At 74.9% G+C, this 12,394-nt stretch carries 14 protein-coding genes and 1 pseudogene; 6 read left to right on the top strand and 9 right to left on the bottom strand.

The genetic code is table 11. From position 1 onward, the window contains the following. Positions 1-61: 61 nt before the first annotated feature. Positions 62-886 (top strand): chaplin, encoded by an 825-nt coding sequence (locus tag ACFY7E_RS16355; protein ID WP_389485268.1) that lies wholly within the window; start codon positions 62-64, stop codon positions 884-886. A gap of 47 nt (positions 887-933) precedes the next feature. On the opposite strand, the gene ACFY7E_RS16350 is transcribed toward ACFY7E_RS16355, so the two are convergent. From ACFY7E_RS16350 to ACFY7E_RS16340, 3 genes are all read right to left on the bottom strand, one after another. Next, entirely contained in the window at positions 934-1,611 is a 678-nt protein-coding gene (locus ACFY7E_RS16350; protein ID WP_389485265.1) for a DUF2293 domain-containing protein, read from the bottom strand. An 11-nt stretch (positions 1,612-1,622) separates the two neighbouring features. Beyond that, complete coding sequence (locus ACFY7E_RS16345; RefSeq protein WP_383437726.1) at positions 1,623-2,081, bottom strand: hypothetical protein; 459 nt, start codon at positions 2,079-2,081, stop codon at positions 1,623-1,625. Between the two features lie 105 nt (positions 2,082-2,186). Beyond that, positions 2,187-3,398 carry a pyridoxal phosphate-dependent aminotransferase gene (locus tag ACFY7E_RS16340; protein WP_389485263.1) on the bottom strand — a complete coding sequence of 404 codons (1,212 nt, stop codon included), beginning with the start codon at positions 3,396-3,398 and terminating at the stop codon, positions 2,187-2,189. Positions 3,399-3,498: 100 nt separating this feature from the next. Between ACFY7E_RS16340 and ACFY7E_RS16335 the strand changes: the two genes are divergently transcribed. Next, complete coding sequence (locus tag ACFY7E_RS16335; RefSeq protein WP_389485261.1) at positions 3,499-4,140, top strand: winged helix-turn-helix transcriptional regulator; 642 nt, start codon at positions 3,499-3,501, stop codon at positions 4,138-4,140. On the opposite strand, the gene ACFY7E_RS16330 is transcribed toward ACFY7E_RS16335, so the two are convergent. Both ACFY7E_RS16330 and ACFY7E_RS16325 read right to left on the bottom strand, forming a co-directional pair. After that, positions 4,130-4,501: a MerR family transcriptional regulator gene (locus tag ACFY7E_RS16330; RefSeq protein ID WP_389485257.1), complete on the bottom strand. Its 372-nt coding sequence runs from the start codon at positions 4,499-4,501 to the stop codon at positions 4,130-4,132. The genes ACFY7E_RS16335 and ACFY7E_RS16330 overlap by 11 nt on opposite strands. 48 nt (positions 4,502-4,549) lie before the next feature. Beyond that, positions 4,550-5,302, bottom strand: a complete 753-nt coding sequence (locus tag ACFY7E_RS16325) for an SDR family NAD(P)-dependent oxidoreductase (protein WP_389485254.1) — start codon at positions 5,300-5,302, stop codon at positions 4,550-4,552. A 43-nt stretch (positions 5,303-5,345) separates the two neighbouring features. Between ACFY7E_RS16325 and ACFY7E_RS16320 the strand changes: the two genes are divergently transcribed. Then, positions 5,346-5,819: a hypothetical protein gene (locus ACFY7E_RS16320; protein ID WP_389485252.1), complete on the top strand. Its 474-nt coding sequence runs from the start codon at positions 5,346-5,348 to the stop codon at positions 5,817-5,819. Positions 5,820-5,823: 4 nt separating this feature from the next. Beyond that, complete coding sequence (locus ACFY7E_RS16315; protein WP_389485250.1) at positions 5,824-6,459, top strand: uridine kinase; 636 nt, start codon at positions 5,824-5,826, stop codon at positions 6,457-6,459. 34 nt (positions 6,460-6,493) lie between these two features. On the opposite strand, the gene ACFY7E_RS16310 is transcribed toward ACFY7E_RS16315, so the two are convergent. Further along, on the bottom strand, positions 6,494-7,411 hold the full coding sequence (locus tag ACFY7E_RS16310; RefSeq protein ID WP_389485248.1) for a carbohydrate kinase family protein: 918 nt from the start codon (positions 7,409-7,411) through the stop codon (positions 6,494-6,496). Between the two features lie 146 nt (positions 7,412-7,557). Next, a pseudogene (locus tag ACFY7E_RS16305) lies at positions 7,558-8,454 on the bottom strand (pseudouridine-5'-phosphate glycosidase); the annotation flags it as partial. 264 nt (positions 8,455-8,718) lie between these two features. On the opposite strand from ACFY7E_RS16305, the gene ACFY7E_RS16300 reads away from it, so the two are divergent. Next, on the top strand, positions 8,719-9,075 hold the full coding sequence (locus ACFY7E_RS16300) for a cupin domain-containing protein (RefSeq protein WP_383437752.1): 357 nt from the start codon (positions 8,719-8,721) through the stop codon (positions 9,073-9,075). A gap of 157 nt (positions 9,076-9,232) precedes the next feature. On the opposite strand, the gene ACFY7E_RS16295 is transcribed toward ACFY7E_RS16300, so the two are convergent. Both ACFY7E_RS16295 and ACFY7E_RS16290 read right to left on the bottom strand, forming a co-directional pair. Then, positions 9,233-10,537, bottom strand: a complete 1,305-nt coding sequence (locus tag ACFY7E_RS16295; protein ID WP_389485246.1) for an MFS transporter — start codon at positions 10,535-10,537, stop codon at positions 9,233-9,235. A gap of 106 nt (positions 10,538-10,643) precedes the next feature. Then, positions 10,644-11,234, bottom strand: coding sequence for a methylated-DNA--[protein]-cysteine S-methyltransferase (locus tag ACFY7E_RS16290; protein WP_389485244.1), 591 nt, complete (start codon positions 11,232-11,234; stop codon positions 10,644-10,646). Positions 11,235-11,474: 240 nt separating this feature from the next. On the opposite strand from ACFY7E_RS16290, the gene ACFY7E_RS16285 reads away from it, so the two are divergent. Continuing rightward, positions 11,475-12,392, top strand: coding sequence for an MHYT domain-containing protein (locus ACFY7E_RS16285; protein ID WP_389485242.1), 918 nt, complete (start codon positions 11,475-11,477; stop codon positions 12,390-12,392). The last annotated feature ends 2 nt before the right edge of the window (positions 12,393-12,394 follow it).

Genomic DNA, 12,394 nt, shown 5'->3' with positions numbered 1-12,394 from the left:
TCCGCCGCGTTGATTCGGGTACGGGCGACTGCCCGTGCACACCTCCGGAAGGCAGGAAGCCATGAGGCAGATTCGCCGAAGTGGTCTGGCCACACTGTTGGTCACGGGCGGGGCGCTCGCCCTCTCGGCGGGCGCCGCGCACGCCGACGCCGGCGCCCAGGGCGCCGCGGTCGGTTCGCCGGGAGTCGGTTCCGGCAACACGGTTCAGCTGCCGGTGCACGTCCCGGTCAACGTCTGCGGCAACACGGTCAACGTCGTCGGACTGCTCAACCCGGCCTTCGGCAACGGCTGCGCCAACGTCTCCGACGAGTCCGCGGGTTACGGATCGGACGAGGACGGCGGCGGCCGCTCCCACTCCCACAAGGACGAGCCCGGCACCCCGCGCGGCGGCGAGCAGGCCGGCGGCTCCCACGGGGGCGGCGCCCAGAGCGGCGGCTCCTCCAACGGCGGCGGCTCCACCGCCGAGGGCCAGGCCCAGGGATCGCCCGGCGTCCTCTCCGGGAACGGCCTCCAGCTCCCCGTCGACCTCCCCGTGAACGTCAGCGGGAACTCGGTCAACGTGGTCGGCATCGGCAACCCGTCCTTCGGCAACACGGCGGTCAACGGCCCCGGGAAGCCGACCCAGCCGACCCAGCCGGTCGAGACGCCGACGCCGCGCCCGCAGACCCCCGTGCGGAACGTCCCGGTCCCGCAGGCGCAGAACGAGTCGCCGGCCCCCGCTCCCGCCGTCCCGGCCCCCGCGCCGCAGGGCGAGACGGGCGAGGCCGCGCTGGCCCACACCGGTTCGTCGGACGGCATCGGCTACGCCGCCGCGGGAAGCGCCGCGCTGCTCCTCGGCGGCGCCCTGCTGTACCGCCGCGCGCGCCGCGCCGGAGACCGGGCCTGAGGGGACGTCCCGCGCGGCGGGACCGGCGCGCGCTGACGCCCGAGCCGTCAGCCGTGCGCTTCCCCGCCGCCATCGCGCCAGGCCCGGAGCACCGCCTCGATGGCGGGCGCGACCCTCGTCCGGGCCTGGTGACGCGGTACCCCCTGCATCAGCAGGGTGTCGTACGGGGTGTCGACGTGCCGTACCCCGGCCCGTACGGCGGCGATCACCGCGCCGCGGTCGAGCGAGCGGCCCGCGGCCGTGCGCCCCACCCGGCCGCTGCCCTTCGCCGAGGCGTGGACGGCGATCTCGTCGGCCCGGTCCGCCGGGCAGGACGGGAAGAGCCGCAGGATCTCCGCCCGGAGGGCCGCGGTGATCCCGGCGTCGAGGACCGCGCGCCGCTCCGCGTCCCGGGCCCGCCGCCTGGCACGCGCCTCCGCGTCCGCCAGGCAGGCCCGCTCCGCCCCGGCCAGCGCCGCCTCCTCGACGAGGAGGCCCTGGCGCTCGTACCGCGTGCGGCGCCGGTTGTGCCGTACCACCACCGCCCACAGGGTGCAGGCCTCGCGGGCGCGGCGGGTGAGGGCCGTGTCGCCCCGGGGCAGGAAGACCAGGTGCCCGAGGTCGGCGCAGTCCAGGCAGACCGGCGCGTTGAACTCGAGGATCATCCGTTCCAGCGGCCCCCGGTGGCACTCCGAGCAGCGGCGGCGCTTGAGCGGTTCGACGACGACCGGCGCGACGAGGTCCACGGCCGCCCCCGTCAGCGGACGCCGGGAGCGGCGGCGGCGACGAACAGGGCGAGGGCCTTCTTCGCCCGCTCGGAGCGGCGGGCGCGGTCCGCGGTCCCCACCGCCTCGTGCATGCAGTGGGTCTCCTCGAAGGCCTTCTCCGCCAGACGCCGGGTCTCGGGGTCGTCGCACACCAACTGGACGCGGAAGAGCGCCTGCCGGGCGGCGGTGCGCTGCCGGTAGGAGGCGAAGCGGGACTCCTCCGCCTCCTCCGAACCGGGCTCCTCGACCGCCCGGAACCAGCGGTCGTTCTGGCTGTGCCGGTAGTCGACGACCGCACCGGCGAAGGCACTGTAGGTCGCGATCCGTTCCTGCCGGAGCTGCTCGGACCGGGCGAGCGCGGCCGTGCGCTCGGTGGCCCGCCCCTGGAACCAGTGCGTGAAGACGACACCCAGCAGGGTTCCCGCCACGGCTATCAGCGCAGCGTCCATGACCGGCCGCCCTCCCGTTTCCCTCGACCGCCCGACCCCTTGATCATGACAGCCGGGAGGGCTCACGTCACCGCCCGTGTCCGCACCTGCCGCCGCCCGTGTCCGCTACTGCCGGTATCCGCTCAGGAAGCGGCCGATGCGGCTGATCGCGGCGTCGAGGTCGTCGGCGTACGGCAGGGTGAGGATGCGGAAGTGGTCCGGGCGCGGCCAGTTGAAGCCGGTGCCCTGGACGACCTGGATCTTCTCCCGGAGCAGCAGGTCGAGGACGAACTTCTCGTCGTCGTGGATCCGGTGCACGGCCGGGTCGAGGCGGGGGAAGGCGTAGAGGGCGCCCTTCGGCTTCACGCAGGAGACGCCGGGGATCTCGTTGAGCTTCTCCCAGGCGCGGTCGCGCTGCTCGCGCAGCCTGCCGCCCGGGGCGGTCAGCTCGTGGATCGACTGCCGGCCGCCGAGGGCGGCCTGGATGGCGTACTGGGCGGGGGCGTTGGGGCACAGGCGCATGGAGGCCAGCATGGTGAGGCCCTCCAGGTAGTTCGCGGCGTGCCGCTTCGGGCCGGTGACGACCAGCCAGCCGGAACGGAAGCCCGCCACCCGGTAGGTCTTGGAGAGACCGCCGAAGGTGAGGATCACCAGGTCGTCGGCGAGGGAGGCGGCCGGGTAATGGACGGCCTCGTCGTAGACGATCCGGTCGTAGATCTCGTCGGCGAGCACCATCAGGCCGTGGCGGCGGGCGAGGTCGAGCACGCCCTCGACGATCTCCTTCGGATAGACCGCGCCGGTGGGGTTGTTGGGGTTGATGATCACGACGGCCCGGGTCCGGTCGGTGATCTTCGACGCCATGTCGTCGAGGTCCGGGTACCAGTCGGCCGACTCGTCGCACAGGTAGTGCACGGCCTTGCCGCCCGCGAGGGTGGTGGCGGCGGTCCAGAGCGGGAAGTCGGGGGCGGGGATCAGAACCTCGTCGCCGTCCTCCAGGAGGGCCTGCACGGCCATGGAGACCAGCTCCGACACGCCGTTGCCGAGGAAGACGTCGTCGACGTCGACCTCCGGGAGGCCCATGGCCTGGTAGCGCTGGGCCACCGCGCGGCGGGCGGAGAGGATGCCGCGCGAGTCGGTGTAGCCGTGGGCCCTGGGGAGCATCCGGATCATGTCCTGGACGATCTCCTCGGGCGCCTCGAAGCCGAAGAGGGCCGGGTTGCCCGTGTTGAGGCGCAGGACGCTGTGGCCCGCCTCCTCCAGGGCGTTGGCGTGCTCGATCACCGGGCCGCGGATCTCGTAGCAGACCTCGTTCAGCTTGCTCGACTGCCGGAACTCCATGTCCGACCTCCCCAGTTCCCGGAATCAGCGCCGTTCGGCGATGCTTGGTTTTACCAAGTTCGAGCTTGGAAAGTCCAACGACATGTCTAGACTGCGTCGCATGCCACGTCAGTCACGCCGCAGTTACGACCAGCACTGCGCCACCGCGCGCGCCCTCGACCTCGTCGGCGACCGCTGGACCCTGCTCGTCGTCCGCGAACTCCTCGCCGGGCCGCGCCGCTACACCGACCTCCACGCCGACCTGCCCGGCGTCAGCACGGACATGCTGGCCGGCCGCCTCAAGGACATGGAGGGCGCCGAACTCGTCACCCGTCGCCGACTGCCCCCGCCCGCCTCGGCGTCCGTGTACGAACTCACCCCGCGCGGCCGTGACCTGCTGCCCGTCCTGCGCGCCCTCGCCGCGTGGGGGGCGCCCGACCTGGGGGAGCCGCGGCCGACCGACGCCGTGCGCGCGCACTGGTACGCGATCCCGCTCCTCGGACCGCTCGCGGAGCTGGGCCCCGGAACCGTCCAGGTCACCCTGGACGAGGGGGAGTTCCACGTACGGACCGGGACCGACGGCGACATCGCGTACGGAGACGGCCCGGCGGAGGCCCCCGACACCCGTCTGCGAACCGACGCGGCGACGTGCCGCGCCCTCGCGGACGGAAAGCTGACGCTCGCGGAGGCGGTCGCGTCGGGGCGTGCGGAGTGGGAGGGGGCGGAGCCGGTTCCGATCGGAGCCCCTGGCCTCACGTCCTGACGTACTCCGCCTTCGGCGCCTTCGCCTCCAGGGCCCTCGCCAGGCGGTCGCGGGCCGCGGTCTGCGCCGCGATCCGCGCGTCGAGCACGGCCAGCCGCTCGCGGGCGATCTCGAGCCCGAGGGCGGACGGCGGGGCCGAGGACACGTCCCCGTCCAGGCAGGAACGGAAGGCGGACACGTCCTCCAGGGTGAGCCCGGCGTCCAGCAGGTACCGGATGTTCGCCACCCGCGTGACGGCGCCCTCCTCGTACAGCCGGTAGCCGTTGGCCGCGCGGGACGACGTGACCAGGCCCGCCTTCTCGTAGTGCCGCAGAGCCCGGGCCGACACCCCGGTCCGCCGGGCCAGTTCGCCGATGCGCAAGGACGCCACCTCCTCGCACAGTCGTACCACGGCCCGGCGGGCCACCCTTCAGAGGACCAGCGCGCCCCCGTCGACGGGCAGGACCGTGCCGGTCGTGAAGGAGGCCTCGGGCGCGGCGAGGGAGGTGATCGACCACGCGACCTCCTCCGGCCTGCCGAGTCGCCCCAGCGGGACGTGCGCGAGCTGCCAGGCCCGCACCTCCTCCAACCGCTCCGGGGACAGACCCGCGTGCCGGCCGATCGGGGTCTCGACCGGTCCGGGGGCGACCGCCACCACCCGGATCCCGGCCGGCGCGAGCTCCACGGCCCAGCAGCGCGTCAGGGTCTCCAGGGCGCTCTTGGTCGCCGGATAGACGGAGTTGGCGGGCCAGCCGCGCTGCCCGACGGCCGTCGACACGTTCACCACCACGCCCCGGGACTCCCGGAGCGCGGGGACGGCGGCCTGGACGAGCAGGAGCGGGGCGACGAGGTTCGTCTCCAGGAGCGGGGTGATCACGGAACGGTCCAGGGTGCCGAGCGGGCCGCCCGTGGCGATCCCGGCGTTGTCGACGAGGACGTCGAGACGGCCGTGGGCGTCCAGGGCGGCCCGGACGATCTCCTCGGCCGCGCCCTCCGCCGTGACGTCGGCGGTGAACGGGTGGATTCCGGAGCGGCCCTCGGCGGTCTCCCGCAGCGGCTCCTCCCTGCGGCCGACGGCGACGACGGTCGCCCCCTGCGCCGCGAAGGCCCGCGCGGTGGCCCGGCCGATGCCGGTGCCCGCGCCCGTGACGACGACGACCCTGGTGGGTGTGGTGGTGTCCATGAATCCGATGGTCGAACGGTGACGTCAGTGACAAGGTCAAGCCATGACACCGCGCGAACTGTGGACGGCCCTGCCGCAGGAGGCACGCGAGCGTGTGGACGCGTTCGTCGTCCGGCGGATGAGGGTGCATGCGGTCAGGGAGATGAGGGACGCCGGTCTCGTGCCCCGGCCCGGTCTGTACGACTGCGCCGACCTCGCCGTCGTACGCGCGGAGATCCTCGCCGACCGGCTCGTACCGCTTCCGGCCCAGGACGTGGACGCCCTCGCCGGGAAGGCCGCCGCGTTGCCCGGGCCGCCCGCCGCCCTGGAACTGGAGTGGGACGGCGACAGCTGGGGCTGGATCCTGCTGCTCAGCGCCGTCCTCCCCGGGCCGCCCGGGCGTCCGCGCCCATTGGCACGGTGGCAGGTGGCCGACTGGACGGAGCCCCTCGCCACCGCGCGGGCCCTCGCGGACCGGCTCGGCGTGCCGCTGCGCGGACCCGGTGACGACGGCCCGCCGGGCGTACGGGCAGAGTGAGGGCATGCGGTACGAGGCGATCACCTGGGACAAGCTGGCGGAGGCGCTCGCCGGGCACGTCGACGCGTCCGCCCCCGGCGACGGCGGCGCATGGCTCAAGGTCGGCATCGACGGGCCGCCCGCCGCACCCGGCGGCGAACTCGCCGCCGCGCTGGCCGAGTCGCTGCGGGCGCGCGGACGCCCCGTCCACCTGGCGGGCACGGACGGCTTCCTGCGACCCGCCTCCCTCCGGTACGAGTACGGCAAGCAGGACCCCGACGCGTACTACGGCGGGTGGACCGACACCGGGGCCCTGTGGCGGGAGGTCTTCGGCCCGCTGGAGCCCGGCGGCACCGGGCGCGTGCTGCCCGACCTGTGGGACCCGGTCACGGACCGCGCGACCCGCAGCCCGTACGTCACGCTGCCGCCCGGCGGGGTCCTCGTCCTGCACGGCCCCTTCCTGCTCGGCCACTGGTTCCCCTTCGACCTCGTCGTGCACCTGCGGCTCTCGCCCGCCGCCCTCGCCCGGCGCACGGAGGAGTCCTGGACCCTTCCGGCCTTCGCCCGGTACGAGACGGAGGTCGACCCGGCCGGGACGGCGGACGTCGTCGTGCGCGCCGACGACCCGCGCCACCCGGCCTGGACGGGATTCGAGCCGTAGGCGCGGGACGCGCCGGACCCGGCCCCGCCGGTCTTCAGGAGCCGTCCGCCGGCGGCACCGGCGGTCTGCCGCCCACCACGGTGACCGCCTCCGCGCCCGCCCGGCACCCCGTCTCCGCCGCCTTCACCGGGTCCGCGCCCGCGAGCCGGGCCGCCAGGAACGCCCCGGTGAACGCGTCGCCCGCGCCCGTCGAGTCCACCGGCCGCACCGGAGGCGCCGCCACCCGCGCGATGACCGCGCCGTCCTCGGCGACCAGCGCCCCCGCCGCCCCGAGGGTGACCACGACCAGCGGAAAGCGCCGGCTCAACTCCGCCGCGGCCCGGTCCGGTTCGGCGTGACCGGTGAGCGTCCGGGCCTCGTCGGCGTTGGGCAGCAACACCTCGGCGCCGGCCACGGCCGTCAGGAACCTGTCGGTGCCCAGGGCCCTCAGGAACCCCGCCGAGGCCGGGTCCACGCTCACCGGAACCCCCGTCCTCCCGGCGTCCCGCAGCGCCCGCCGGGCCGCCTCGCGGCTCGGGCCGGCGAAGAACAGATACCCCGAGAGGTGCAGCCGGGCCACCCCGTCGAGCAGTCCCGGCGACCAGTCGGCGAGGGAGAGGCGCAGCGCGGCACCGCCGTCGGTCAGGAAGGTGCGCTCCGCCGAGGCGTCCACGAGCGCGATGACGGTGGCCGTCGCCGCCCCCGCGTCCCGGACGAGCAGCGGACGCACGCCCGCCGCCCGCAGTGCCCGCTCGTGCCAGTCGGCCGCGTCCGTCCCCACCCGGCCGAGCAGTCGCACCTCCCCACCGCCGTAACGCACCGCCCAGCAGGCCGCGTTGGCCCCCGCGCCACCCGGCAGGGTCCGGATCTCCGCGGCCGTGTCCGTGGCGGGCGCAAGTGGGGTCCGGTGCCGGGCCACGACGTCCGTGACCACGTCCCCGACGACGAGCAGCGCGCGCCGGACGCGACTCACCGGCGGCCCGCGCCGTGTGCCTCCGTACCGGGCGTCCCTGTGCCGTGCGTCCCTGTGTTGTGCACTCCCGTACCGTGCGCCCCCGTGCCGCGCACCTCCGTACCGCGCACCCCCGTGCCGTGCGCTGCCCCGCGTATCTCCGTCCCGTACGCCCCCGCGATCCTCGCCGCGAGCCGCACGTTCCCCCGGATCGCCGCCAGGTTGGCCTCCAGGGAGGCCCCCTCCGTGTGCGCCGTCAGGTAGGCGAGCAGGAACGGCGTCACCGCCTGCCCCGTGATCTCCTTCTCCTCGGCCGCCGCCAGGCCGTCCGCGAGCACCCGGTCGTGCAGCGCGGGGTCCAGCTGCTGCGTCTCCGGCACCGGGTTGGCCACGACGAGCGCGGTCCGGAGGCCTTCGAGGCGGTCCTGCGCGCGCATCACCGCCGCCACCTCCTCCGGCGTCCGCAGGGTCCAGTCGACGGGCTCGCCCGAGGAGGAGAGGTAGAAGCCGGGGAAGCGCTCCGTGCCGTACCCGACGACCGTCACCCCCAGGGTCTCCAGGCGCTGGAGCGTCGCGGGCACGTCGAGGATCGACTTGACCCCGGCGCAGACGACGGTGGTCCCGACCCGGGCGAGCAACCGCAGATCGGCGGACTCGTCCTGCGTCTCGCTCCACCCGCGGTGCACCCCGCCGAGGCCGCCCGTCGCGAACACCCGGACGCCCGCCGCGTCCGCGAGCCAGGCCGTCGCCGAGACCGTCGTCGCGCCGGTCGTGCCCGTCGCCAGGGCGGGGGCCAGGTCGCGGTGGCCCAGCTTCCGCACCGTCGGGTCCTCGGCGATCCGCATCAGCGCCGCCTCGTCCAGGCCCACCCTGGCCGTGCCGTCGACCACGGCGATCGTGGCGGGGACGGCGCCCCCGGTCCGCACCAGCTCCTCCAGCTCACGGGCCACCGCGAGGTTGCGCGGGCGCGGCAGGCCGTGGGCGACGAGCGTCGATTCCAGCGCGACGACGGGACGGCCCTCGTGGAGCGCTTCCCGTACCTCTTCGGACACGTGTGTGGACATGTCCCATTCCTGGCGCTCCCGCAAGGCCCGCAAACCTCGTTGGCGACCTCCTGCCAATTCCTCCGGAGCCCCCTGCGGAATCCGTCACGGACCGCCCCCGGCGCCCCTCCCGCACGGCCGCGCCTCCCTTGCGGCGCCGCCCCGAGGTCGCCGTACGGATTCCGTCGCCACCGCCGAAGCCGGACATCGTCGCTGGTGGGAGCCGTGTCCTTCAGGTGGTCCCGGCCTCGGACGGCCCCCGGACCCCCGCTACAGTCACCGCCCATGACGACACACGACCTGCCCTCCTTCGCCGTCCACATCCCCGACGCGGAACTCGTGGCGGAGCCGCTCGACCCCGCCCAGATCGTCTCCGGCACGCCCGAGGTGACGGGCAAGGTGCTGTGGGAGTCCGCCGACGGCAAGCAGGTGCGCGGCATCTGGCAGATCACGCCCGGCGTCGTCACCGACACCGAGGCCAACGAACTGTTCGTGGTGGTCTCCGGCCGGGCGACCGTCGCCGTCGAGGGCGGGGACACCCTCGAGATCGGCCCCGGCGACGCCTGTGTGCTGCGCGAGGGCGACCGGACCACCTGGACCGTCCACGAGACCCTGCGCAAGGCGTACCACATCAGCCTCTGAAGCCGATCGAGGCTTCCCGGGACTCTCACGTACGGGTACGGGTACGGGGAAGCGGTCCGGTACGTCCCGGTCGGCGGCACGGGCATCCCGTACCGTCTCGCCGCCGGGGCCCCGTCCCCGGCGGCGCCGCGCCGAAGGGACGCCTTCCCGGGCCCGTTCAGGCCTTCCGGAGGACGCCCCGCAGGGCGAGCGCCGCCATCGGAAGGAGCAGACAGGCGGCGATCGCGTTCAGCGGCCCGTAGCCCGCCTGCGAGACGATCAGGCCCGCCGCGATGCCGCCGACCCCGGCGGCCGTGTTCATGATGAAGTCGGAGAGCCCCTGGACGGCGGCCCGGGCGGCCTGCGGCACCGAGTCCGTGAGCAGCGCCGAACCGGACACGAGCCCCGCCGACCACCCCAGGCCGAGGACGAAGAGCCCCAGGGCGACCCGGCCGTGGCTCGCCCCCGCCGTGCCCGCGACGAGCGCCGCCGTGCCGAGGAGCCCGACCGCGAGCCCGATCACGGAGAGGCGCCCCAGCCGGTCGGACAGCCAGCCCATCACGGGGGAGAAGGCGTACATGCCCGCGATGTGGCCGCTGATGACGAGGCCGATCAGCTGGATGTCCGCGCCGTGGTGGGTGAGCGCCACCGGGGTCATCGACATGATCGACACCATGGCGGTGTGCGAGCCCGCGACGGTGACCAGGGCGAGGCGGCCCCGCGGGGACTCCCGCACCGCCCGCATCCCGGCCCGCAGGGAGCGGCCCTCGGCCGCCGCCTCCCCGCCCCGGTCCCCGTCGGCCAGCGCGCGGGCGGTGAGGAGCGGGTCCGGGCGCAGCAGCAGGGCCACCACGGCCGCGGCGACCACGAAGACGCCGGCGGCCCAGACGAAGGGGCCCGCCGCGGCCGGCACGCCCAGGCCCGAGACGCTCTTCCCGGCGGGCGCCGCGACGTTCGGCCCGAGGACCGCTCCGATCGTGGTCGCCCACACCACCGTGGAGATGGCACGGGCGCGATGGTCCGGCTCGGCCAGGTCGGCGGCGGCGAAGCGGGCCGCCAGGTTCGCCGAGGAACCGGCGCCGAAGCCGACGAGCCCGGCGAGCAGCAGGGGGAAGCTCCCGACGACCGCCCCCAGCACCACCACACCGGCGCCCACCGCCCCGAGCAGGTACGCGAGGACGAGCCCCGCCCTGCGCCCCCGCGAGGCCATCAGGGCGGCCAGCGGCATGGCGAGCAGCGCGGGACCGGCCACCGTCGCCGTCGACGCCAGACCGGCCAGCGCCTCGGTGCCGCCGATCTCCGTGGCCAGGACGGCGGCGAGCGCGACCCCGATGGCGATGCCGAGGCCGCCGAGGATCTGGGTGGCGATCAGCACGGCCCGAATGCGTCGGCGCAGCGCCGGCAGTTCGGCGGCGGTGACGGGGACGGGAGCGGATATGTGGCCGGGCAGGGTGGCGTCAGGGGCACCGGGGGTCTGGGTCACTTACGAGAGTGTGCCAGCCGTCCCACCCGGGGGGAACGCCCCGGAGGGGGACCACCTCCGAGGGAGATCGCCCCCGGGGGGAACCGCCTCGGCACCCGTGCGGCCCTCAGAACAGCGGCGCCGGCAGCACCCCCTCCAGAGCCAGCAGCCGCCGCTTGGTCTCCAGGCCGCCCCCGAAACCGCCGAGCCCGCCGTCGCTCTCCACCACGCGGTGGCACGGCACCACCACCGGCAGCGGATTGGAGCCCATCGCCGCCCCCACCGCCTGCGCGGCGCCCGGCTGCCCCAAGCGCCGTGCCAGCTCCCCGTACCCGACGACCGTCCCGTACGGGACGCCGGTCGCCAGCTCGCGCAGCACCTGCCGGTTGAATCCGCTCGTCAGGCTCCAGTCCAGGGGCAGGTCGAGCTCGTCCGGTTCGCCCGCGAAGTACCGGCCGAGCCGGCGTATCGGCTCCGCGAGCAGCCCCGAGGCGCACTCCACCGGCTCCGCGCCGAACCGGGCCGCCAGCCGGTCGGGCATCCGCTCCCGCCGCGCCGGGTCCGCGTGGAACCCGACCTGCACGAGCCCCCGCACGGTCGCGGCCAGGAAGAGCGGCCCGACGTCGCTCTCCACGACCGCCCACTCCACCGGGACGGCCCGCTCCCCGGCCGCCGGCCCCGCCGCCGGACCCCTCTCCGGCACCGCTTCGATCTCCATGCCGACCACGCTACGGCCCCGCACCGACAGTCCGTGAGCAAGCACCGAAGAGGCTGTGGAAAACCCCGGGCACCGGCTCCAGGATCACGGCCCGGTCTCGCTCCGGCCTCGCGGAAGGAAAATCCCCGGTCACATGGTCGCCGCGACTTCCGCGCGCCATAATCTCGCCCCGGGGGAGTAGGAGCCGACGGAACCGATCGTTTTCGGCCGACGTCGCACCAGGGGTGGAGGGCACAGCTCATGCAGGGCACGGTCGACGGATTCAGCTACGGGCTCGTCACTCCGGTGGCCTCCTTCCTCATGGCCTGCCTCGGCGGCGCCCTCGGCCTGAGGTGCACCACCAGATCCCTCCGCCACCGCGACACCTTCAAGGCGGGCTGGCTCGTCCTCGGCGCCACCTCGATCGGCACCGGCATCTGGACCATGCACTTCATCGCCATGATGGGCTTCTCGGTCCAGCAGGCCGCGGTCGACTACGACCGGCCCCTCACCTTCGCCAGCCTGGGCGTCGCGATCCTCATGGTCGGCATCGGCATCCTCATCGTCGGATACCGCGGGGCGACCGCCCTGACCCTGGTCACCGGCGGCACCATCACCGGTCTCGGCATCGCCACCATGCACTACCTGGGCATGGCCGGCATGCGTCTCCACGGACGCGTCGAGTACGACACCGCGACCGTCGCCCTCTCCGTGGTCATCGCCGTCCTGGCCGCCACCACGGCCCTCTGGGCGGCCGTTTCCGTCCATGGATTTCTGGCCAGCCTCGGTGCGAGCCTGGTGATGGGCATCGCCGTCAGTGGTATGCACTACACCGCCATGGCGGCCGTCAGCGTCCACCTGAACGGCGCCGGGACCCCCCGGGCCGCCACCGCCCCCTCCGCCTCGCTCCTCCTGCCGATGCTGATCGGCCCGGCGGTCTTCCTCATCCTGGCCGCCGTCGTCGTCATGTTCGATCCGCTGCTCGTGATGGGCGAGCCCGAAGGGCGGCGGACCCCGGCCCGGGCCGTGCACCGGCCCGGCGTGCCCGCCCCGCGCCACGTGCCGACCCACTACGGCGAGCCCGCCAGCCGGTCGTACCGCCCCGCCCGCCGCATGCCCGGCCGCGCCACCCGCAGGGCCGCCGCGGTCCACGGAGTGCACCGCTCCCAGGACTGGTGAGG

Source organism: Streptomyces sp. NPDC012825 (genome assembly GCF_042900925.1).
GTDB lineage: Bacteria > Actinomycetota > Actinomycetes > Streptomycetales > Streptomycetaceae > Streptomyces.
Note: the sequence above shows the minus strand (reverse complement) of the source record. Positions and strands in the feature narration are given on the sequence as shown.

What these genes read in the sequence shown, in the direction of transcription:
- ACFY7E_RS16300 (WP_383437752.1), top strand. Translation starts at nt 8,719, where the DNA reads ATGACGACACACGACCTGCCCTCCTTCGCCGTCCACATCCCCGACGCG.
- ACFY7E_RS16340 (WP_389485263.1), bottom strand. Translation starts at nt 3,398, where the DNA reads ATGGAGTTCCGGCAGTCGAGCAAGCTGAACGAGGTCTGCTACGAGATC.
- ACFY7E_RS16285 (WP_389485242.1), top strand. Translation starts at nt 11,475, where the DNA reads ATGCAGGGCACGGTCGACGGATTCAGCTACGGGCTCGTCACTCCGGTG.
- ACFY7E_RS16320 (WP_389485252.1), top strand. Translation starts at nt 5,346, where the DNA reads ATGACACCGCGCGAACTGTGGACGGCCCTGCCGCAGGAGGCACGCGAG.
- ACFY7E_RS16345 (WP_383437726.1), bottom strand. Translation starts at nt 2,081, where the DNA reads ATGGACGCTGCGCTGATAGCCGTGGCGGGAACCCTGCTGGGTGTCGTC.
- ACFY7E_RS16315 (WP_389485250.1), top strand. Translation starts at nt 5,824, where the DNA reads ATGCGGTACGAGGCGATCACCTGGGACAAGCTGGCGGAGGCGCTCGCC.
- ACFY7E_RS16355 (WP_389485268.1), top strand. Translation starts at nt 62, where the DNA reads ATGAGGCAGATTCGCCGAAGTGGTCTGGCCACACTGTTGGTCACGGGC.
- ACFY7E_RS16290 (WP_389485244.1), bottom strand. Translation starts at nt 11,234, where the DNA reads ATGGAGATCGAAGCGGTGCCGGAGAGGGGTCCGGCGGCGGGGCCGGCG.
- ACFY7E_RS16325 (WP_389485254.1), bottom strand. Translation starts at nt 5,302, where the DNA reads ATGGACACCACCACACCCACCAGGGTCGTCGTCGTCACGGGCGCGGGC.
- ACFY7E_RS16335 (WP_389485261.1), top strand. Translation starts at nt 3,499, where the DNA reads ATGCCACGTCAGTCACGCCGCAGTTACGACCAGCACTGCGCCACCGCG.